This window comes from Photobacterium sp. DNB22_13_2, assembly GCF_052873915.1.
The window spans coordinates 361,100-380,961 of sequence record NZ_JBNNXU010000002.1 but is presented as its reverse complement, the minus strand read 5'-3'; the positions used below and the strand labels follow the sequence as shown (position 1 = coordinate 380,961).

23 protein-coding genes and 1 riboswitch are annotated in these 19,862 nt (G+C 46.5%); of the genes, 11 read left to right on the top strand and 12 right to left on the bottom strand.

Annotation, left to right across the window (positions count from 1 at the left end; all coding sequences use genetic code 11):
* Positions 1-11: 11 nt before the first annotated feature.
* The 12 genes from ACVA58_RS04935 to ACVA58_RS04880 all read right to left on the bottom strand — a co-directional run bounded on the left by ACVA58_RS04935 (position 12) and on the right by ACVA58_RS04880 (position 11,845).
* Positions 12-1,187, bottom strand: a complete 1,176-nt coding sequence (locus tag ACVA58_RS04935; protein WP_446509318.1) for an ABC transporter substrate-binding protein — start codon at positions 1,185-1,187, stop codon at positions 12-14.
* Positions 1,188-1,204: 17 nt separating this feature from the next.
* On the bottom strand, positions 1,205-3,469 hold the full coding sequence (gene lpdA / locus ACVA58_RS04930; protein WP_446509317.1) for a dihydrolipoyl dehydrogenase: 2,265 nt from the start codon (positions 3,467-3,469) through the stop codon (positions 1,205-1,207).
* Between the two features lie 12 nt (positions 3,470-3,481).
* A complete protein-coding gene (locus ACVA58_RS04925) occupies positions 3,482-4,069 on the bottom strand; it encodes a carboxymuconolactone decarboxylase family protein (protein WP_446509316.1) in 588 nt (195 codons plus the stop codon).
* 140 nt (positions 4,070-4,209) lie between these two features.
* Entirely contained in the window at positions 4,210-4,602 is a 393-nt protein-coding gene (locus tag ACVA58_RS04920; RefSeq protein WP_446509315.1) for a hypothetical protein, read from the bottom strand.
* 220 nt (positions 4,603-4,822) lie between these two features.
* Complete coding sequence (locus tag ACVA58_RS04915; protein WP_446509314.1) at positions 4,823-5,413, bottom strand: TfoX/Sxy family DNA transformation protein; 591 nt, start codon at positions 5,411-5,413, stop codon at positions 4,823-4,825.
* Between the two features lie 124 nt (positions 5,414-5,537).
* A riboswitch (cyclic di-GMP riboswitch) is annotated at positions 5,538-5,642 on the bottom strand.
* Positions 5,643-5,842: 200 nt separating this feature from the next.
* On the bottom strand, positions 5,843-6,850 hold the full coding sequence (locus tag ACVA58_RS04910; protein ID WP_446509313.1) for a substrate-binding domain-containing protein: 1,008 nt from the start codon (positions 6,848-6,850) through the stop codon (positions 5,843-5,845).
* 407 nt (positions 6,851-7,257) lie between these two features.
* Positions 7,258-8,085, bottom strand: coding sequence for a heme ABC transporter ATP-binding protein (locus tag ACVA58_RS04905; protein WP_446509312.1), 828 nt, complete (start codon positions 8,083-8,085; stop codon positions 7,258-7,260).
* Entirely contained in the window at positions 8,082-9,119 is a 1,038-nt protein-coding gene (locus tag ACVA58_RS04900) for a FecCD family ABC transporter permease (RefSeq protein WP_446509445.1), read from the bottom strand. Before ACVA58_RS04900 ends, ACVA58_RS04905 begins: the two co-directional genes overlap by 4 nt.
* 33 nt (positions 9,120-9,152) lie before the next feature.
* Positions 9,153-9,989, bottom strand: a complete 837-nt coding sequence (locus ACVA58_RS04895; RefSeq protein WP_446509311.1) for a heme/hemin ABC transporter substrate-binding protein — start codon at positions 9,987-9,989, stop codon at positions 9,153-9,155.
* Positions 9,986-10,408 (bottom strand): ExbD/TolR family protein, encoded by a 423-nt coding sequence (locus ACVA58_RS04890; RefSeq protein WP_446509310.1) that lies wholly within the window; start codon positions 10,406-10,408, stop codon positions 9,986-9,988. Before ACVA58_RS04890 ends, ACVA58_RS04895 begins: the two co-directional genes overlap by 4 nt.
* Complete coding sequence (locus ACVA58_RS04885) at positions 10,405-11,088, bottom strand: MotA/TolQ/ExbB proton channel family protein (RefSeq protein WP_446509309.1); 684 nt, start codon at positions 11,086-11,088, stop codon at positions 10,405-10,407. The genes ACVA58_RS04890 and ACVA58_RS04885 overlap by 4 nt, the downstream gene beginning before the upstream one ends.
* A 19-nt stretch (positions 11,089-11,107) precedes the next feature.
* Positions 11,108-11,845 (bottom strand): energy transducer TonB, encoded by a 738-nt coding sequence (locus tag ACVA58_RS04880; protein ID WP_446509308.1) that lies wholly within the window; start codon positions 11,843-11,845, stop codon positions 11,108-11,110.
* Positions 11,846-12,238: 393 nt separating this feature from the next.
* Between ACVA58_RS04880 and hutW the strand changes: the two genes are divergently transcribed.
* The 11 genes from hutW to eutM (ACVA58_RS04825) all read left to right on the top strand — a co-directional run bounded on the left by hutW (position 12,239) and on the right by eutM (ACVA58_RS04825) (position 19,827).
* The gene (gene hutW / locus ACVA58_RS04875) at positions 12,239-13,624 is read left to right on the top strand and encodes a heme anaerobic degradation radical SAM methyltransferase ChuW/HutW (protein ID WP_446509307.1); all 1,386 of its coding nucleotides are present in this window, start codon (positions 12,239-12,241) and stop codon (positions 13,622-13,624) included.
* Positions 13,625-13,681: 57 nt separating this feature from the next.
* Positions 13,682-14,200, top strand: a complete 519-nt coding sequence (hutX, locus tag ACVA58_RS04870) for a heme utilization cystosolic carrier protein HutX (protein ID WP_446509306.1) — start codon at positions 13,682-13,684, stop codon at positions 14,198-14,200.
* A 54-nt stretch (positions 14,201-14,254) separates the two neighbouring features.
* A complete protein-coding gene (hutZ, locus tag ACVA58_RS04865; RefSeq protein ID WP_446509305.1) occupies positions 14,255-14,812 on the top strand; it encodes a heme utilization protein HutZ in 558 nt (185 codons plus the stop codon).
* Between the two features lie 194 nt (positions 14,813-15,006).
* Positions 15,007-15,402, top strand: coding sequence for a hypothetical protein (locus tag ACVA58_RS04860; RefSeq protein WP_446509304.1), 396 nt, complete (start codon positions 15,007-15,009; stop codon positions 15,400-15,402).
* Positions 15,403-15,804: 402 nt separating this feature from the next.
* Entirely contained in the window at positions 15,805-16,155 is a 351-nt protein-coding gene (eutS, locus tag ACVA58_RS04855) for an ethanolamine utilization microcompartment protein EutS (RefSeq protein WP_446509303.1), read from the top strand.
* 1 nt (position 16,156) lies between these two features.
* Positions 16,157-16,627 (top strand): EutP/PduV family microcompartment system protein, encoded by a 471-nt coding sequence (locus ACVA58_RS04850; RefSeq protein WP_446509302.1) that lies wholly within the window; start codon positions 16,157-16,159, stop codon positions 16,625-16,627.
* Positions 16,628-16,655: 28 nt separating this feature from the next.
* Entirely contained in the window at positions 16,656-17,381 is a 726-nt protein-coding gene (gene eutQ, locus ACVA58_RS04845; RefSeq protein ID WP_446509301.1) for an ethanolamine utilization acetate kinase EutQ, read from the top strand.
* A gap of 2 nt (positions 17,382-17,383) precedes the next feature.
* Positions 17,384-18,220 carry an ethanolamine utilization cob(I)yrinic acid a,c-diamide adenosyltransferase EutT gene (gene eutT, locus ACVA58_RS04840; protein WP_446509300.1) on the top strand — a complete coding sequence of 279 codons (837 nt, stop codon included), beginning with the start codon at positions 17,384-17,386 and terminating at the stop codon, positions 18,218-18,220.
* Entirely contained in the window at positions 18,207-19,184 is a 978-nt protein-coding gene (gene pta, locus ACVA58_RS04835; protein WP_446509299.1) for a phosphate acetyltransferase, read from the top strand. The genes eutT and pta overlap by 14 nt, the downstream gene beginning before the upstream one ends.
* A gap of 31 nt (positions 19,185-19,215) precedes the next feature.
* Entirely contained in the window at positions 19,216-19,536 is a 321-nt protein-coding gene (gene eutM, locus ACVA58_RS04830) for an ethanolamine utilization microcompartment protein EutM (RefSeq protein WP_107348725.1), read from the top strand.
* Between the two features lie 15 nt (positions 19,537-19,551).
* Positions 19,552-19,827, top strand: a complete 276-nt coding sequence (eutM, locus tag ACVA58_RS04825; protein WP_107348726.1) for an ethanolamine utilization microcompartment protein EutM — start codon at positions 19,552-19,554, stop codon at positions 19,825-19,827.
* Positions 19,828-19,862: the final 35 nt, after the last annotated feature.

Here is a 19,862-nt window from a genome sequence, read left to right as displayed (position 1 = left end):
GCCTTTTAATTTTAGCTGCCGTAACGTTTTTGCCATTCCAACTCGATGGCGGTTAACCAGCTTGGATGTGGCTCAGGAATAGATTTAAACAGTGAAAAACCTTGGGCACCACTGTTTGTCAGTGACTCTTGTTTTAGAACCGATGGATCACCCCAGATTTTGGCATCAGCTTTGCGTGCTTGCGCTTTTGGGCTCATCAAGAAGTTGATGGTAACTAAGGCGCCCGCTTTTGCTTGTGCGTTCCAGGGAACGGCCAAGAAGTGAATGTTAGACAGTGCACCTTGCTCAAAGGCATAAGTTTGTGCTGTTTCTACTAAATTTCCGTTTTCAATCGCCGCATTAGCTGCATTGGGATTGAAGGTGATAGCTAATAGAAGCTGCTGATCATCCAGCAGTTGAATAGTTTCACTTGTCCCCGATGGGAAACGCTTCCCTTGTTGCCATGCGACAGGGTGGAGCTGGTCAAGGTATTGCCATAGTGGTGCGGTAACCTGTTCAAATCGCTGTCGATCAGTTTGGCTGTCTATGGCTGTGTAAAGCGAATCTGAGTCATTGGTCAGCTCCAACAGAGCGGCTTTCAAAAAGCTGCTGCCATGGAATTCCGGTGGTTGCGGGTAGCTGATCTTGCCCGGAAACGCTTTGGCCAAACTGAGCAATTCCGAGAAGTTTTTCGGCGGGTTGTTTAGCGTTTCTTTATCATGGATAAAAACCAGCTGTCCAACGCCCCATGGGGCTTCTAGCCCAGCGGTTGGTTCAGTGAAGTCTTCATCAATAGGCAAGCGGGTATCAACATATTGCCAATTTGGCAGCTGCTGGGTAAACGGGCCGTAAAGAAGGTTGCTGTGCTTCATGGAACGGAAGTTTTCACCGTTAATCCAAACCAGATCAACGCTGCCACCTTCATTTTTACCGGCAGCTTTTTCGGCTAACAAGCGCTGGGTTGTTTCGGCGATATCAGCGACTTTGACATGTTTTAAACTGACCCCATATTGCGCCTGTAATTGACGGCCAGCCCAACGTAGGTAGTCATTGATCTCTTGGCTGCCACCCCAGGCATTAAAATAGACCGTTTGTCCATCAGCCTGTTTGACTACTTCATCCCAATTCGGTTGGGGAGCGGGAGCCGCTTGTGCCGTGCTAAGGCCAGAGGCCAGCGCAAGCGCCAGCCCCAGGAGTGTTTTTTTCATGATTCTTGTTTCCATCCCTATTTTTCGCTTAGCGCACCTTCATTGCCGCGCTTTGGTGGTGTTTCAACAACGTCTACTTGAGGACTGGCCGTTGTAAATTCATTCTGCTGGTCGGTTGCTACCTGCTCGTCTTTGCGCATCCAGCGATGGTATTTCTCAACCAGAGTCAGTAGTCCTTGCGGTGCATTGGCTTGCTTCCAGACTCCGGCGGTATATTTTGCCGCTTCGCTCATGGTTGGGTAAGGGTGGACTGTCCCCAAGATTTTGTTGAGCCCCAAGCCGTGGCGCATCGCCAGCGTAAACTCGGCGAGTAATTCACCGGCATTGTTGCCAACTACCGTTGCGCCAAGGATCTTGTCTTTACCTTTAGGTGTGATCACCTTGATGAAACCATGGTCCTCGCCATCGGTAATGGCACGATCCAAGTCGTCAATCCCATAGGTAACGATATCAAAATCAATACCTTGTTGCTTGGCTTCTTTTTCATTGATGCCAACACGAGCCACTTCTGGTGATGTATAGGTCGCCGCTGGCAATACCGAGTAATCGGCTTTGAATTTCTTGAATTGGCCAAAGAGGCCATTCACGGCGGCATACCAAGCTTGGTGAGCGGCAGCATGGGTTAACTGGAATGGCCCTGCGACATCACCAACAGCAAAGATATTGGGGTATTTGGTTTGTAGATAGTCATTGACCTCAACGGTTCCGCGCTCAGAGGTGGTGATCCCCAGTTTTTCCAAACCGAAACCCTGGACATTGGCGATTCGGCCAAGAGCAAGCATTACGGCATCGAATTCAATGGTCTGTGATTCACCGCCAACTGTTTCAAGTAAAACTGATTGCTGTTGCTGGCCATTTTCATCGGTATGAATGTTGAATTTAACCGCTTTATGACCTGTTTTAATGTCTACGCCATCTTTCTCAAGGCTTGATTTAACCAGTGTCGCTGCATCACTGTCCTCACGGATTAACAGTTGTTCTGCCATTTCGATAAGGGTGACATCGCTACCAAGGCGCTGGAAGCTTTGAGCAAGCTCACAGCCAATTGGACCGCCTCCTAACACCAGCAAGCGTTTAGGCTGCTCGGTCAAAGACCAAATAGAGTCAGAAGTAAGGTAATTGACCTTATCTAGGCCCGGGATCCCCGGTACGAGCGGTCGAGCTCCAGTTGCAATCACGATATTACGGGTGGTCATACGCTGGCCATTCACTTCTACTTCCCATGGCGACAGAATAGTGGCTTCACCCGAGATACAGTTTACGCCCAGTTTGCTGTAACGCTCCACGCTGTCATGAGGCTCGATCTTACCTATCACGTTGTGGACGCGAGCCATCACCTTGGCAAAATCGACCTTGGCTTCACTAGTCTCTATACCAAATTCATTGGCGCGAGTGATTTCTGCCATGGTATGGGCTGCGCGAATAATTGCTTTGGAAGGAACACAACCGGTGTTAAGGCAGTCACCGCCCATTTTATGTCGCTCGATAAGCGTAACTTTCGCTTTGACGGCTGCTGCGATGTAAGCGCTAACCAAACCGCCCGCTCCAGCGCCGATCACTACCATGTTTTGATCAAAGTGGCTTGGCTTTTCCCATTCAGCGTAAACTCGACGCTTGTTAACGATCTGCATGACCGCTTTGGCCATCAGCGGGAAAATACCCAGTAACGCTAACGAAACAAGAACAGGTGCTGAGATAATACCGCTTAGGCTGTCAATCTGACCAAGCTGAGTACCTGCATTAATGTAAACGGCAGTACCAGCGAGCATACCCAACTGGCTGACAAGGTAGAACATGCGTGTTGATATAGGTGTCAGACCCATAAGTAAGTTTATGATGAAAAACGGGAACACCGGGATCAATCGGAGAGTAAACAGGTAAAACGCACCGTCTTTTTCGACCCCGCGGTTAATGGCTGACAGGCGGTAGCCGAATTTAGCTTGCACCCAGTCACGTAAGATATAGCGACTAAATAAGAAGGCGAGGGTTGCTCCGATAGTGCTGGCAAAAGAGATCAGCAGCAAGCTCCACCAGAAACCGAACAGCGCAGCCCCCAAAAGAGTCATGATAGCGGCACCTGGTAATGATAGGGCCGTCACCGCGATATACAGGACGAAATAGATCAGGCTTGATACAAATGGCTTAGCATGGATGGTATCTGTCAGGGCCAGTTGCTGTGCTTTTGCTTGTTCAAGGGTGAAGTACTGACCAAGATCGAATGCGAACCATACTGCAATCAAGGAAACAACGATACTGATCACCAGCAGTTTTTTTCTGTCCATAGTTAGCTCCTGTTATTTGTCCGTTTGCTTAGGGGCATTAGAAGGTTGCTGTTCACCAGGTTGGATTGGCAATGAACAGAAGCCTTGCTCTGGTACATCGAGTGCAGTGTTAAATTTTGCCGATAAATTTTGGAACGCAACCAAAGCGGTTAAGTCAACAATAGCATCTTCATCAAACCATTGTTTTAGCGTTGTAAGCATTTCATCTGTGACACGCTGACCGGTAATCGTCATCGCTTCTGTATAGCTCAGCACCGCACGTTCTTGCTCATCAAAAAGATCACTGTCTTGCCAGCTGGCAAGGGCTTTGATTTTTTCGACTGAATGACAGCGTTCGGCAAGTTTCATTCCATTAGCATCAACACAGAAAGCACAGTCGTTTAACTGTGACACCCTGACACAGACTAATGAACGAACAACCGGGCTTAACGGGGAGGAACTACGATCCAGATAGCCGAAAAATCCGGCGACGAGCCAAAACAAGGTAGGGCGACGTCCCCATAGCTTGGCTGGGTTGAGAATCTTGCCGTAGTGGCGTTTTTGTAGCCATAGTAGTGGCTTGATCAATAGTGAATAGTTTTCTTTGGCGGAAATGCGCACGGTGACCCCTTGTGTCTTCAATATGCTACTGTGAGCTTATCTGGCTGGCGACAGTAATTATTACTGAAATTATCAGATAGTTATGAGACAAAGACCCTACAAGGAAGCAATTTATTTCACGTGATCGCAGAAAAGAGTGTTTAGTTGACTGATATTTGAACAACTTGAGGTTTGGACTGGGTTATAACCTTGTCTGTAGACAGTTCAGTCAACACAACATAGCTGCATGCAATCAGTGGGACGAAAGCAAGAAGCATGGTTTTGCCAATGTGGTAATTGCGATACCAATACTTGCGTGCTCTGATTTTTAACAATAGCCCCCAGAACAACAGGATGGCGTTTAGGCTAGCAATGGATACCAGTAAGGGGTGAAGTGATTGATAGGTGGTGATGTTATTCTGTACCAGAATAAAAGCCAGTAGAGGAGGAAGTAGGCTGAACAAAACAAGTAAGCGCATAATTCGCGGCCACTTGCCAAACTTATCCTTGAACATCTGATCACTTTGTCCTGGAAAAGGTTTGGAACAGTTCATAATAACCCCCGGAATTAACTTGGCACTTATTTTACTAGTGTCACTGTGCAATAAAAGGGTGTTGAGTGATTTATAAACAGCATTGTGAGGCGATTCAATTTTTCACTAAAATTGACAAAAAGCTGTCACTAGAATGGTTGATTATTGACACGTATCATTGGTGCAATAAATACAAAAAAGAGACCTTAACGATCTCCTTTTATATATGAAATTTGTTGTGCTAGCTTAATTTTGCTAGCAACTCTGAACGGCGATCTTTGGGAATTACCGACCAGTGTTGGCCGCTGATTGCCCCTTCAAGCGCCCACAGTAACTCAATAGTAACGGTGCCTTGATGACTGTTTTGCAATGCTTTAAAGGCATTGATAGAGCCAGCTTCCAATAATTCGTCAACAGTACAAATTCCCGCCTTCTTTAGCATTCTTTCATTCGCCAGGCGAAGGTTAGGCAGGTCTTTTATACGATCTGGTGATGCTTTCTCTTTGGTTTCTTTATCAACTTTAGCGGCATCAAGAGAGCGAGTTGCTTGTTCGATAATTTTACCAGCTTCACTCCACCATTCCTCTGGAATAGCGTAATGTTTTGTTACAACTGGAAAGCCGCGCTTTTTATATATATATGGCTTAAGCCCTGCCTTTTTAAAATCTTGTTCGTTTTTTGCGTTGGCGCGAAGATGAAGTTTGTCATTCACCACGAGTGCAAACATTGTTTCACCCGCGAAAATTCCAAAGCCGCCAAACATAGAACGAGATTTAACGTTATTGAAACAATTAAATAGGCGTAAAGATTCTTTTAAAATTGGTTTGTCCATGCTTCTTCTCGGTGAAAAATTCTAGGGTCACCTAACAACAGAGCGAGGATTCAAGAATAGCAAATATCAATACATTACACTGTCAGGAAAAAGTAAGATTTTCCAGACATTGGTTGCTATATCCATCGGCAACCCCGCTACCATAAGTTGACTGAGTTTAAAAAACCCGACGACTCTTAGGCCGGAAGCTTTGCGTCCCTACCTTTCGGTAGGTTTGCCTTGTTCGTGACAATTTAAGAATATCTCAGATGATATTTTTGAACTTGATCGCAACTTTGGAAATGTGATGTTGATTCCATAAATTGCTGTATTCTTTTGCTTTAAGATGAATGTTTTTGTCTCAAAATGATTGGTGGTGCGCGAGTTCATCGAAATAAAAAACGGAGGCGAAGGCCTCCGTTTAAATTTTAGAAAAGTAAACGCTGCCGGCTACTTAGTTAAGTTTTTTACCGAGTTTCGGATCACCAATTCAGGCACCATTTCAAAGACCTGAGTCGCGTGTTCTTTGTCTTTCACGCGGTGCATTAGGATTTCTACTGCACTCTTGCCTAGGCGACGCTTCGGTTGGTGAATTGTCGTTAGTGGAGGCGAGAAGTACGGTGCCAAATCGATGTTGTCATAGCCGATGATAGAGATATCTTCCGGCACGTTGATGCCTGCTTGTTGGAAGGTACTGATCATCGCCATTGCCATGATGTCATTGAAGCAGAAAATCGCGGTAGGGCGCTCTTTCATCGCGATGAATTTATTGGCAGCAGCAACCGCAGATTCACACTCGAAGTCACCTTCAAGAATCCAATCTTCATTGACGTTTAAATCCGCTTCACCCATCGCTTTGCGGAAACCCTGTAGGCGTTCACGACATGCGGATTTTTCGCTGTGGCCGGTAAGGCAACCGACGGCTTTATGGCCATGTTCAATAAAGAACTTAGTGGCAACATAACCGCCAAGTTCGGCGTTATCTTGAATTTGATCGGTATGCGGGCTTTCTGGGCCCCAATCCATGATCACCATAGGGGTGTCTTTCTGGCGCTCAAGCAGTTCCAGTAGTTGTTCATCAAGGTCAGAACACATCACCAGCAGGCCATCGACTCGCTTTTCGGCCAGCATACGCAGGTAATCACGCTGTTTTGTAAGGTTACCCTCGGTATTACACAAGATAAGGGTATAACCAGCACCGTAACAGAACTCTTCAACCCCGTGGACGACTTCAGCAAAAAACGGGTTGGTAGACTTTGTTACCAACATACCGATAGTTTTTGTGGTGTTGCACTTTAGGCTTCGCGCTACGGCGCTTGGCGCGTAATTCAAATCTTCAACAGCGGCCAGCACTTTCTTTTGGGTTGCTTCTGCGACGAAGCGCGTTTTGTTAATCACGTGAGAGACGGTGGTTGTTGATACACCAGCCATACGTGCAACATCTTTAATCGTTGCCATAGTTATTCTTCTAATAATAAAGGTCAGAGAACCTTGTAAATTAATACTTTACTCAACAGAACAATAAACTAGTTCACCATCAACTCTACGAGTAGTTCATTGTTCTGTTGGGTACAATCAGCAGAAACGGCAAAAGGCCGCATCACGAATGGGCGGCTTCGTTTCTTTAATTATGCTGTATGCTTTACATGCCATATCGCATGTGTTGCATTGTTTAATCGCTTGCGTTCACATTTTACTTAGTGTGGCCGAGAGTGCAATGCTTGTTATCTCAAATTGCAAATTTCGTGAGTTGGCTACGCTATTTTGCTTGCCTAAACGACAACAGGGCCAAAAATTGGCCCTGTTTAAAGTACTGTATATTGAATAAATTCAGATGGTTGTCTGCAAATCAACCAAATACTAGACTAAGCAGCTGCCGCTAACACAATAGGATAGCCATCGATAGGGTGCTGAGTGATGCATACCGGCCAACCATATACAGACTTAATGATATCTGCAGTCAGAGCTTGTTCTGGGGTTCCGTCCGCCTGGATTTTACCGTGGTTAATGATAACTAACCTGTCTGCGTATTGGGCGGCTAAATTAAGATCGTGGATCACAATGATCACTGCTGCTCCGGCTCTTGCCATTTGCTTGGCGACAATCAATGCGTTGTGCTGGTGGGCTAAATCGAGAGCTGAGGTGGGTTCATCTAACATCAATATGCACTGCTTACCTGCTTGGCTTAACTGAGTGAGTACCCTGGCAAAGTGAACTCGCTGCTTTTCACCACCGGACATAGTGGGATAGAGGCGAGGAGCGAGATCGGTGACACCCACCATTGCCATTTTCTCATGGGCAACTTGCTGTGCTTGGACATTGGGGAGTTCGAGCGGTAAGGCGCCAAGTTCTACCACTTCTTTGGCTGTGAAGGCAAAACTCAGCGAACTGTGTTGAGGAAGAACACCAAGGTGGCAAGCGAGTTGCTTTGTCGGCCACTCATGACGCGGACAGCCAAAAATATTAACCTTACCTTCGGCCTCGACTTCTCCGCAAAGCACTTTCAACAAGGTACTCTTGCCTGCACCGTTTGGACCCAGTAATGCTGTCAGTTGTCCGCTTTTAATTTGTAGTGAGAAATCATCCAGCAGCGTTTTTCCTCCAAGGCTTAGTGATAAGCTTTCGGCTTCGATTGCGATGTTGGACTCAGTGTTTACTCCAGTTTGCAAAGATGTACTTGTTTGGTGGCTCATGACAGCTTACCTTTTTGTTTAACGAGTAGGTAAATGAAGAATGGGGCACCGAGTAAGGCCGTAATAATACCTACCGGCAACTCAGCGGGTGCGGCAACGACACGGGCAAGCATATCGGCAACCAGAAGGATCAAAGCACCTAGCAAAGCTGAAAGTGGTAGCAGGGTTTTATGGTTAGGACCGGAGATCATACGGCCAATATGTGGAACGATAAGTCCGACAAAGCCAATTACACCGGTTAGCGATACGGCAATGCCAACACCTGCCGCACACAGCAAAATCAACATACGCTTTAGGCGCTGCACGTTGACGCCAAGGTGCTTGGCTTCTGCCTCGCCGAGCAAGAAGGCATTGAGTGCGTTGGCGTTGCGGTCAAAAGACAACAGCAGGCTAAGCAAAGTGATGTAGGCAAGGCCAATCCCCGGCCATGTTGCCCCGGCTAATGAGCCCATCGTCCACAATGATAGATCACGAAGTGCTTGGTCATCGGCATAGTAGTTCATCAAGCCCAACGCTGCGCCAGAAAGGGCACCAATTGCCACACCAGCCAACAGCATAATGGTCACCGAGGTGCCATTTTTGTCAGTGCCAAGCTGATACACCACAAATGTACTAACTGCGCCACCAATGAAGGCGAACACAGGAACGGTGCCCAATGTTAGCAATAATGGAAAGTTGGCGGCTAACGGAGCGAAGATAACGATTGAAAGTGCAGCCCCCAAACTTGCACCACCAGATACTCCAATGATACCAGGATCGGCTAGCGGGTTTCGGAACAGACCCTGCATGACGGCACCGCACAGCGCCAAAATGGCACCGATGGCCATGCCCAGTAGTGTCCGTGGAAGACGGATTTGGTGGATGACAATTTCGATATGGGCCGGCAAACCCTGCGGAAATGGCAACAGTGCTTTGAAACTATCAGCAAAGCTGATATTCATCGGCCCTACAGCGATAGATGATGTAACAGCCAATACCAGCAAAGTGATACCAACAGGAAAGACAATATTGGTGGGGATTCGTTGTAACTGCATCATAGATATACTGCTTTAATGAACGGTTAACCGTTATTGTTGGTAGAACACTTGGTTTAGACGTTCAGCTTCGCTGAGACTCTTTAAGCCCAGGCCGCCAATTAGTGCGGTACCATCAATCGTCACAACGGCTTGGTTTTGACCTGCTGGTGTTGCCGCGAGCAAAGGCATGCTCTTCAATAGGTCAGCAGGCGTGCCTATTCGACTTAGGGTGTGTGAGCTGAGTAAGATAATATCAGGCTGCATCTGTACCATGGCTTCAAGAGAAATCGGTTTGTAGGATTCAACGGCGCTGGCTGCTGGATTGATGGCGCCCGCAAGGCGGATCACGCTATCTGCGGTGGTATTACGGCCTGCGACATTGGCAGGACGACCTTCATGGATCATCAGGAATAAGACTTTTTTCTTACCGGTTTGATGGGCAAGTGTTTGCTTGATCGAATCTACAGTCTCTTCAACTCGGGATTGCAGGGTATGAGCTTCCTCTACTGTGTTAGTCAGTTTACCGACTTGTTCAATACGGACGAGTAGATCATTGACGGTTTCGCCTGAATTAACCACATCAACCTCGATACCTGCCTGCTGAATCAGATCCAATGTTGTTTTTGGTCCCATTTCATTGGATCCCAGCAACCGGGTAGGAGTGAGAGCGATTAAGCTTTCAGCAGATAGTTGGCGGTGATAACCCAATACCGGCATCTCTTCATTCACAAGATTTTTGCTGGTGACATCAACGGCAACGAGTTGTTCTTGTGCACCTATCGCATTGATGATTTCAGTAATTGCAGCTCCTGCACTGATGATGCGTTCGCTGGCATATGATGAATGTGCAGCAAGAAGTAATGTGGTAGCCAGAGCTATACGCTTCATGATTTATCCTCTTCCATTAATAACTGTGTCGCCTTGATTTCATTCTGCTGAAGAAAAGCGAGGAGTTTTAGCATATTTTCGACCGACCCCGCCTTGTCAGCACCGATAATGACGGGCTTGCCTGGGTTGGCTTTGACTTCTTTAGTGAGTGCGGCCTTGAAGGCGTCCCAACTGTCAATTTCATTACCTTGTAGTGCCCAATAAGGTTCCGTAGAGGTAATGTTGACAGTAATCGGATCTGATTCTGTTTCTTGTAGGGCCTGTGTTTCTGTCTGGGGTAATTCCACCTCGAGAGATTGCAGTTTTACGCTGGCAGTCAATAGTAGAAAAACCATGACGATAAAAATGATATCGAGTAAAGGAGTAAGATCGGGCTTGAGATCGTCATCGCCAGTCACGCCTTGGTGGGTTCGGATCATATTACCGCCTCTGCATTGCCGGTGTTTTCTGTTTTCGGCTGGCAGTTTTGATCGAGTGATAGGCCTTCTAGCCAAAGGTTGCAATGGTTGAGGCTATGCTCAAGTTTTGCTGTCACTTTATCAGCCCAAAGGCCTAGTAATTGAGAACCTGTAATTGCGGGAAGGGCAATCATTAGGCCTGCAGCCGTTGTTCGCATTGCCAACCCAAGACCATCGGCAAGGTCATTGGGGGTAACAGCACCTGAGCTCATAGCGATACCCTTGAACATGTCGATTAGGCCAAGAACAGTGCCGAGCAAGCCAAGCAGAGGGCTGATAACGCCGATAAGGCTTAGAAGGCGCAAGCCGGAACGTAGCTGAGAGCGCTTTTGCTGTAGCCAGATCCCTGCGGCATCTTCACGTAAGGCTTTGGAAAAATGGCGATGCGAGATCAGCATGGACACACCTTTAAACAGTAAAGGGCGTTGGTTTTTTAGTGATGAAGCTAATTTGTCGAGTCCAGATTCGTCAGACCGGCACTGTTTTGCAAGCAGTCCGTCAATCTTACCTCTGCCAACGCCGGTACATAACAATACTTGAATGCAGCGCTCAAGAAGGATCATCAATGTTAGCGCTGAACAAATCAGCAAAGGTGCCGTCATTAGGCCAAATTGATTTTGTAGGGAGTGAAACATTTCCATGAGTGAATCCAATTAAATGCTAGTCCAACTTGAATCGGACAGGAACTTGTACGCGATGGGCAATAGCTTGACCATCAACAATATGGGATGAGAAACGCCAGCGCTTAATTGCCGCTATCGCAGCGTCGTCAAGGATCTCTGTACCGGAAGATTTAACAAGGTTTTGTTTTACTTGTTTACCGGATTCATCAATCCAAATTTCTACCAATACTTGCCCTTCAAGCCCGCGTCGCTTGGCAATACTCGGGTATTTCACTGGACTAGGACGAGTTGCAAATGTCGGTGTAGTGACAAGTTGTGGCTCACTGTTAACACCCGATGCGGCTTGAGATTTGACTGCTGGTACAGCATCAGGGGCTTTGGGGATCTCTTCGGTTGTTTCAGGTTTTTTGACTTCAACCGTTTTTTTAACCTTTTTTGGCTCAACCACTTTCTCAACGGGCTTTTTGGGAGCAGGCTTGCTGGCCTTCTTGATCTCCGCTTTAGGTTCAGGTTGTTTTGTCTTTACCAGCTTTTTCACCGTCGTTTCTTTTTTGACTACTTTTTTAGGTGCTTCAACTGGCGCGGGTGGGGGCGCTTCAGCGGCGTCAGGCTCAGAAGGTTGAGGTGAGGGAGCTGAAACTAGATTTAGCGATACCTTAGTAGATTCTGTACCAACAGGCATCGCCATCACCATTCTGTTTGGTATAGCAGAAAGCAATAGGCTGTGGGCAAGTACTGATGCAATACCGGCTATGGCATATCTTTTTGCGTTCACTGTTCTACTCCGATCATGCAAATTTCTGCTTTATTTGTCTGTTTTCAATGAATAACCACTTATAAAGCAAATTATCATTTAGTTGTCTTAATCAAGAATGGTTCTCATTATCCACGTAATGAAAATAATATCAATTATCATTTGCAATATTATTTGGTGGTGCTTATGATTGCCTGCAAATAAGAGTGGTTATCATTTCACTTATATAAATGGGGCAAAGCCCAACAGAAAGTAGTTAGGCTCAAGTAACTGTGACTTAAAGTCACTTGGGTATCCCGTTTGCTCAACGTGGTACTAGAACACGACAGCCAAGTACTGTTGATCTAGTGAGGAAATCTGGCAGGAATTAGCCTGTTGAGGAGGGGCTAGGAAACTAGCTCGACAAAGAAGTAGATGATTGAAGAACAAGCCTTAGAATCTGCAGTGTTGCCGCCGGAGCTACTGACCGAAGAGGTCGTAGGAAAGCACACCCCCGATCCACTTCGATATGCATTTGCTAACAAGCGCTCGGCGCATGCTGGTGGCATGTCGGCAATGGTTGCTGAGGAGGAGCGACAGAGTCTCGCGAATCAAGCGCTATCAACGGTACCTGAAACCCTAAAAAGCCGTTGTCTATATATCCATATTCCCTTTTGTCGTGTTCGATGCACTTACTGCAATTTCTTTCAGTATGCATCTAGCCAATCATTGATTGATGATTACTTCGATGCATTGATGGTAGAGCTTAAAGCCAAAGCTTCAATGCCATGGACGCAAGCAGCACCATTCCGTGCCGTGTATGTTGGGGGAGGAACACCAACCGATCTAACTGCCGAACAAGTGACCCGTTTGGGTAAAATGGTTAAAGCTCACTTCCCATTGACCACTGACTGTGAAATTACTCTGGAAGGGCGAATTAACCGTTTCGATGATCGCATGTTTGAAGGTGCACTCGAAGGTGGTTTCAACCGTTTCTCATTTGGTGTCCAGAGTTTTGATACCACCGTTCGCCGCAAGGCCAAGCGCCTTGATGACCGCGAGCCGGTGTTAGAACGTATTCAGTCTCTCAGTGCGACGAATGCCGCGCCGATTGTTATCGACTTACTGTTTGGTCTACCTTATCAAGATATGGCCGTTTGGCAGCAAGATCTTGAGGATTTTCTAGACAGTGGCGCACATGGTGTTGATCTCTATCAGCTGATTGAGATGGGAGGAACACCGATGAAAGGCATGATTGAGCAAGGCCGCCTTCCAGAGCCTGCTGATACGCCGACTAAAGCCTCCATGTTTGAATATGGCGTAAACTTTATGGCGCAGCACCATCTACGCCGGTTAAGTGGAAACCATTGGGCTCGTGATAACCGAGAGCGCAGTATTTATAACAGCCTCGCTAAGACATCAGCTGAAGTATTGCCTTTAGGCGCGGGTGCTGGTGGTAACGTCGGTGGGTTCGGTTTCATGCAACACAGAACCTTGGACGCTTATATCGAAGCAATTAAAGCTGAACAGCTTCCGTTAGCCATGATGACTAAGTCTGGCCCTCAGGCTGGATTACATTCCGAAATTAAAGCCAGCTTTGACCGCGGTTTCCTGTCTGCAAAAGATTTCCGGCAAAAGTTTGGCCAAGATATCTTTGGTTGTTGTCAGCCATTGTTTGAAGCGTGGCAAAAGAACGGTTTGGTGAAACTAGAAGGTCAGTACCTCTCGTTGACCTTAGCCGGGACGTTCTGGTCTGTCACCTTGGCCCAGTCGATGATTCAAGTTTTGCAACAGAGTGCGATTAAGCACGTCGCCGCATAAACGAATTAAATATAACCTAATAAAAGATCTGTACATTGATGTACTTGGAGACAAATCGTGTTTGATAAAATTTCATTTGAAGCGCTAAAAGCCCAAGTGGCTGAACAACTTGCCGTTGAACCGAAACTTCACGCAATGGCGATTGCAGACACTTTAGGTGTGACTGAAGGTGAAGTCGTAATGGCCTTCCCTGAAGAGTTGGTGGTTGCCATCTCGGGTGAGCATGCAAAAGCGATTTTAGAAGATCTACCAACATGGGGACCTGTGACAACTATTGTTCACTCTATGGCCTCTATCTTCGAAGTAAAAGCCCCTTTCCCGAAAGGTAAAGAAGCCCGTGGTTACTACAATCTAATGGGTAAAGAGGGTGAATTGCATGGCCACCTTCGCCTAGATTTAGTGACAGATATCGGTTTGGTTAGTAAGCCATTCATGGGGCAAGAAAGCTACTTCATTGGTTTCTTTGTTCAGGGAGGCGAGTGTGTATTCAAAGTGTATCTAGGTCGCGATAAAAAACGTCAGCTGTTCCCTGAGCAGATTGAAAAATTCCAAGCACTTAAAACAAAATTCAAATAACAATATACCTAAGTTACCTCAAGTAGCTTGGGTATAATAACGGAGAAAGTCAGAATGAATGCTGTAAAGCAAGAGCGCCTTCAAAACCGTCTAGGCCCAGAAATCTCAGAATTCCGCCAATCTTGCCAGACGATTCAGCTGGCGACTGTTGATGCTGATGGTAAACCGAATGTAAGTTACGCACCGTTTGCGTTGCTTGACGATGGCTACTACGTGCTGATCAGCCAGATTGCTAAGCACGCCCGGAATTTGCTGGAGAATCCTCAGGTTTCTTTGATGATGATTGAAGATGAAGCTTCATCTAAAACCATTTATGCACGTAAGCGTTTAACGTTTGAAGCCAACGTGGTAGTAGTCGAGCGTGAGACTGATAAGTGGCTCGCAGCGGTTGAACAGCTAAAAGAGCGTTTTGGTGAAATTATTGATGGCCTAAGTGGCTTGGAAGATTTCAAAATGTTTCGGTTTGAGCCAACTCAAGGCTTGTTCGTTAAGGGCTTTGGCCAAGCCTTCCAAGTCAGTGGTGATGATTTGGTGGATTTTGTACATCTACAAGAAGGCCACCGTCGTATCAAAGACGGCAGCGAAGTCACTCAGCCGACAGAAGAACTGTAAAAGCCTAAAAAATATTATCTAACAACAGCCTAGGATGCTCACCTAGGCTGTTTTATTTGCGCTGTTATTTTAAGTGACTATAACAGACTATAGCGGATAGGCTTGATCGGGATCAGCGTCTTCATTATTCAAACTTGATAGCGCAAAAATACGTGTGATAATTAGGTTAAACACAATTATCAATGGATAAAGTCATGTCTACTGATCCAAGACGCGAAGTGCGACTTGCATATATCGCTAGCTTCCTAACCCCGCTGACGTTGATGATTTCAGGCATCGCAGCCGTAATCTACTCGGCGTATAAGCTGAACAAGGGCACTGATGAGCTGAGCTACAGCCACTATTACACTATCATTCGTACCTTCTTCTACTTCTTCACTTTCTTCGTTGTGCTTGGTGTAACGGCGGCAACAACCACGGGTATTATTGCCGGGGCTGAGTATTGGGTTTATAGCCCAATCTTGCACAAGATTTTGCAGGTCATCCCAGTTATCGGTCTTATCATTGCTGTACTGGCAATTGTGAAGTGGTTTATCCAACACATCCAAGGTATGAAGTTGCTTAAAGCCAATCAGCCGATGGAGCTGTAATTTAATCAATATAAATAGTTATTTTATAGAAAGCCGGTGTTTATGCACCGGCTTTTTTTATGCATTTCTATTTTTCTATTAGTTATAAATTTTGTTGTATTGATATATATATATCAACCAATTATAAAATTATCATTTTGATAGCTATATATAAAATGAATCATTAATTACTGTTACTTTATGGTTAAATATAATGATTTGTTTGGTTGTCTATGAATATTCTAATTGTTTATTTTTGAGTCAACTTAAGTTTTTAATTAATCGATTTAGTGATTGCTGTCATGTTTTATCTATAACTTTAATAATTAATAAGAGTAAAGAAAATTTGTGTGACATGCGTTTCATAAAAACTCTAAGCATAGGTGTAAATTGATTTAGTGTTTTTATTCTAAGTATCCACTAATGTTAGATCTATCATCTGGTAAAGAACGGATTATTCAGGAGTTTGTACCGGGTAAGCAGGTGACACTTGCTCATTTAGTTGCCAACCCGACTGAAGAATTATGCGAGCGTGTTGGGGTTGAAAGTAAAGGTGCGATAGGCATTTTGACGTTAACACCTGGCGAAACATCTATTATCGCCGGCGATATCGCAACTAAATCTGCAGATGTAAATATCGGGTTTCTTGACCGATTCTCTGGAGCTCTAGTTATTACAGGTAGTGTTGCATCAGTTGATGAAGCACTAAATACAGTTATATCTGTGCTTAATAGGACGCTGTCTTATAACACTTGTGAAATAACTCGGACTTAGTATGACCGACCCAAAAATAACCAACATCGCCTTTATTGGTGAGGTGGATGCAGGTAAGTCTGCACTGATTAATAAGATACTTAATCAAGACACAAATACAGGTAAAACGCAGGCCGCTATTTTTTATCAAGGCAGTGTTATTGATACTCCAGGGGAGTTTGTTGATAACCGCTCGTGGAATGGTGCATTGCTGTCGACTATCTCGACGGTCAAAACCATTGTGATTTTGCAGCCCGCCGATGCGAAACGCGTCAGTGCGCCGAGCGGTTTGTTACGGGTGTACCCGAATAAGAATATTGTGGCGGTGATCAGCAAGGCCGATGCTGAGAATGCCGATTGTGATAGGGCTGAACGCCTATTGAAGGGACAGGGGATAGCCGGACCTTATTTTCGCACCTCGATTTATGATCCTTCGTCGATTGACCAACTCTATGAGCACTTACTTTCTCTTCAGCCGGTAAGTGCTGATTGAAACCATTCTAATTGCAAGGGAAGCGGTAATGAAACAGTTAATTTCTGCTGCGGATATACGTAAAGCAAAAGCGAATAAAAAAAGCTATTTGGTTGTGCCAGTGGCGCAGTACATCATTACACCGGAAGCGCGCGATGTCGCCAACGTCGAGAAGATTGAACTGCTCGACGCGGAGCCATGCCCTCAACAAGTTACGGTACCAGCGGTAAATGCAGTCAGCGACCAGGCTTTGCCTGAAGTAAAGAAAAGCGACGCTGAATGTTCGAACCAGCTTGCGGCCAAGATCCAGTCTGAGATCGAATCGAAACTTTCGAGCGTGGACAGTGATCAGAGTTCGTTGATAAAAGAACTGATCAGTAAAGCGCTGAAAGATTTCGGTTTACAGGCTCCGCCGTCAGCCCGTCAAATCAATGATGATGGCATTGTCCTGGTAAGGGGCAGCGCGGTCCAGTTGGGTGAGTTTGATGGCGCGCCTGGTAAGAATATCGGTCTAACTGATGTTATTGGTGCCCAAGACAACAGCAACATGGGGGTTGGCTACATGGGATGGGAGAATGCTTTTTTCCCTTGGACCCTATGTTATGACGAAGTCAATGTGGTACTGGAAGGGGAGTTTCATGTGAAGACGGCCTCTGGAACCACGATTGGTAAGCCGGGTGATGTCATTTTCATTCCTAAGGGGAGCTCGGTGGAGTTCGGTACCCCGACCCATGTGCGCTATGTCTACATTACATACCCAGTTGAGTGGGCATAATCATGGACAGCAAAGCCACTCCTGCCTTTATCACTGAAGATTATTTGCGTCAGCATGTTGGTTTACGTGTTGGCGGTGAGATCTTTTTACCGGTAGGAACCCGCTTTACACCCGCAGCCCAGCAGATGGTCACTGAGCGGCAAATTACGGTGAAGTGGCGTAGTGACAACGGACAGGTGTTTTCTAGCCGAGAAGGCGAGGCCCCGGAACCTGCCGAGCAGGTACACCCATTGAAAACCAATAATGTACTTCCTGAGAATGCGTGCGTGATGTGCGGATCGCATATTGCCGATAAGCCGGCCTTGATGACTCACCTAAATGACCAAGTGTTGGTGCCGAAAACCCATCCGCGGATCGCATTAAGGGGCAAGCTTGATGGTTGCATCTGCTTTTGTGTGGTGGCTCAGTGCACGATGGAAGCCCAACCGGAACTGCTAAAGGGCTTTATGGCAGATATCCGTTCTTATTTGGGGCAAGTACTCCAAGCGGAGGTGACCGAGCAAGCGCTGCCATTGCCTAGCCTTGGTTCTTTCGGTGCAGATGAGGTACATCGTTGGTCGCATAAGCCATTGGTTTATCTTGGTCATGATCATTTATTGCCAGATGTGTGTTATGGCCACACGGTTGCTCAGCTGAATTATTTACGTGCGTTGGTTCGCGAGCTTGAGTTGATTGCCAGCCAGGTCTATCTCGACGACTGCATGCTGCTGAGTCGAAATGACATTGTGGCGGGTTTGAATCGGTTGTCTAGCTTGGTCTATGTGGTGATGATTTTGGTACTGCAATGTGAAAAAGGCCATCAAGACATTCTCAAGGAGTTGGGCCATGAAGTTGCTTGAAACCTGTCGGGAAGCCTGTCGTAAGCAACCGAAACGTATCGTTTTTCCTGATGCTGAGGATGTACGTCTGCTCCATGCTGCTAATGACATGAAATTGGCGGGACTGGCAGAGCCTATTTTGCTGGGTAATCCGTTCCGGTTGCGTGATATGGCCCATCGCAGCGGGATAGCAGTGCCTTGCTTGACATTGCTTTCACCGGAGTCGGCTGGATGTTTTGATGAAATGGTCGCCAGTTATGTGAGCCGTCAGCGCAAGCCTATCACTGCTGAGGAAGCTGCCACCCGTCTTAAACAACCGTTGGATTTCGCCATGGTGATGGTTGCCCATGGTTATGCCGATGTCTGTATCGGCGGCAATGTGTCGACAACTGGTGATGTGATTCGGGCTGCCATTCGAGGTGTTGGTGTTGCACCGAACTCCAAAACGGTATCGAGTTTTTTTCTGATGCTCTCACCAGATGGCCAATCCGTACATGCTTTTTCCGATGCGGGGGTGATCCCGTTGCCGACGGCAGAGCAGTTGGCAGATATCGCTATTGATACTGCGGAAAACTTTGCCCGTATCACTGGCCAAACTCCGCGGGTCGCAATGCTGTCATTTTCCACCAAGGGCAGTGCAGATCACCCGACCGTAAGTAAAGTTACCGAAGCGACAGAAATGGTTCGTCAGCGCTGCCCGGACTTAATCATTGATGGTGAGGTGCAGTTTGATGCGGCCATTGTCCCAGCGGTTGCGGCGCAGAAAATGCCGAATAGCCCGCTAGAAGGGCAGGCAAATGTGTTTATTTTCCCATCCCTTAACGCTGGCAACATTGCTTACAAAGTGGCCCAGCGATTAGGTGGATATATTGCGTTGGGGCCGATGCTGCAAGGCTTGGCTTCACCTGTACATGATTTATCTCGCGGCTGTAGTGCGAACGATATCGTAGATATTTCGGTATTGGCGTCTTGTCTGTGTCGATAACTTAAAACAAACAAATGTTGAGGAATAACTAATGGAAGCGTTAGGCATTATTGAAACCAAAGGATTGACTGCATTGATTGAAGCATCTGATGCGATGGTCAAGGCAGCTCGCGTTCAGTTGGTGGGTTACAAGCAAATTGGATCTGGCATCGTTTCAGCGATGGTACGCGGTGATGTGGCGGCTTGCAAAGCGGCAACAGATGCCGGTGCTGCTGCCGCTCAACGCCTTGGCGAAGTGGTTGCCGTTCATGTGATCCCGCGTCCTCACGGCGATTTGGAAGCCATCTTCCCGATCACTACTGAAGTGGAAGCAAAACCAGCAACAACAAAATCACGCAGTGAAACCAAATAATTTAGGAGCAGACAAATGGACGCATTAGGAATTCTAGAAACGAAAGGCTTGACTGCGCTTATCGAGGCATCGGATGCGATGGTCAAAGCGGCACGTGTTGAGTTAGTTGGTTATCAGCAAATTGGCTCTGGTTATGTTACTGCGCTGATCCGTGGCGATGTTGCGTCGTGCAAGGCTGCAACGGATGCAGGCTCTGTTGTCGCGCAGCGTTTGGGTGAGCTAGTGGCTGTCCACGTTATTCCTCGCCCTCATCAAGATCTTGAAAAAGTATTTCCGATCACTGTGAAGTAATGGCTTTCCCTTGGCATGTGCTGAGGGATTAACAG

Bases quoted from the DNA above. Each gene is read 5' to 3' on its own strand.
- eutQ (WP_446509301.1), top strand. From the start codon at position 16,656: ATGAAACAGTTAATTTCTGCTGCGGATATACGTAAAGCAAAAGCGAAT.
- pta (WP_446509299.1), top strand. From the start codon at position 18,207: ATGAAGTTGCTTGAAACCTGTCGGGAAGCCTGTCGTAAGCAACCGAAA.
- ACVA58_RS04905 (WP_446509312.1), bottom strand. From the start codon at position 8,085: ATGAGCCACCAAACAAGTACATCTTTGCAAACTGGAGTAAACACTGAG.
- ACVA58_RS04935 (WP_446509318.1), bottom strand. From the start codon at position 1,187: ATGAAAAAAACACTCCTGGGGCTGGCGCTTGCGCTGGCCTCTGGCCTT.
- ACVA58_RS04890 (WP_446509310.1), bottom strand. From the start codon at position 10,408: ATGATCCGAACCCACCAAGGCGTGACTGGCGATGACGATCTCAAGCCC.
- eutM (WP_107348726.1), top strand. From the start codon at position 19,552: ATGGACGCATTAGGAATTCTAGAAACGAAAGGCTTGACTGCGCTTATC.
- ACVA58_RS04900 (WP_446509445.1), bottom strand. From the start codon at position 9,119: ATGCAGTTACAACGAATCCCCACCAATATTGTCTTTCCTGTTGGTATC.
- eutM (WP_107348725.1), top strand. From the start codon at position 19,216: ATGGAAGCGTTAGGCATTATTGAAACCAAAGGATTGACTGCATTGATT.
- lpdA (WP_446509317.1), bottom strand. From the start codon at position 3,469: ATGGACAGAAAAAAACTGCTGGTGATCAGTATCGTTGTTTCCTTGATT.
- ACVA58_RS04895 (WP_446509311.1), bottom strand. From the start codon at position 9,989: ATGAAGCGTATAGCTCTGGCTACCACATTACTTCTTGCTGCACATTCA.
- hutZ (WP_446509305.1), top strand. From the start codon at position 14,255: ATGAATGCTGTAAAGCAAGAGCGCCTTCAAAACCGTCTAGGCCCAGAA.
- ACVA58_RS04920 (WP_446509315.1), bottom strand. From the start codon at position 4,602: ATGAACTGTTCCAAACCTTTTCCAGGACAAAGTGATCAGATGTTCAAG.
- ACVA58_RS04885 (WP_446509309.1), bottom strand. From the start codon at position 11,088: ATGGAAATGTTTCACTCCCTACAAAATCAATTTGGCCTAATGACGGCA.
- ACVA58_RS04915 (WP_446509314.1), bottom strand. From the start codon at position 5,413: ATGGACAAACCAATTTTAAAAGAATCTTTACGCCTATTTAATTGTTTC.
- ACVA58_RS04860 (WP_446509304.1), top strand. From the start codon at position 15,007: ATGTCTACTGATCCAAGACGCGAAGTGCGACTTGCATATATCGCTAGC.
- hutW (WP_446509307.1), top strand. From the start codon at position 12,239: ATGATTGAAGAACAAGCCTTAGAATCTGCAGTGTTGCCGCCGGAGCTA.
- ACVA58_RS04850 (WP_446509302.1), top strand. From the start codon at position 16,157: ATGACCGACCCAAAAATAACCAACATCGCCTTTATTGGTGAGGTGGAT.
- eutT (WP_446509300.1), top strand. From the start codon at position 17,384: ATGGACAGCAAAGCCACTCCTGCCTTTATCACTGAAGATTATTTGCGT.
- ACVA58_RS04910 (WP_446509313.1), bottom strand. From the start codon at position 6,850: ATGGCAACGATTAAAGATGTTGCACGTATGGCTGGTGTATCAACAACC.
- eutS (WP_446509303.1), top strand. From the start codon at position 15,805: ATGTTAGATCTATCATCTGGTAAAGAACGGATTATTCAGGAGTTTGTA.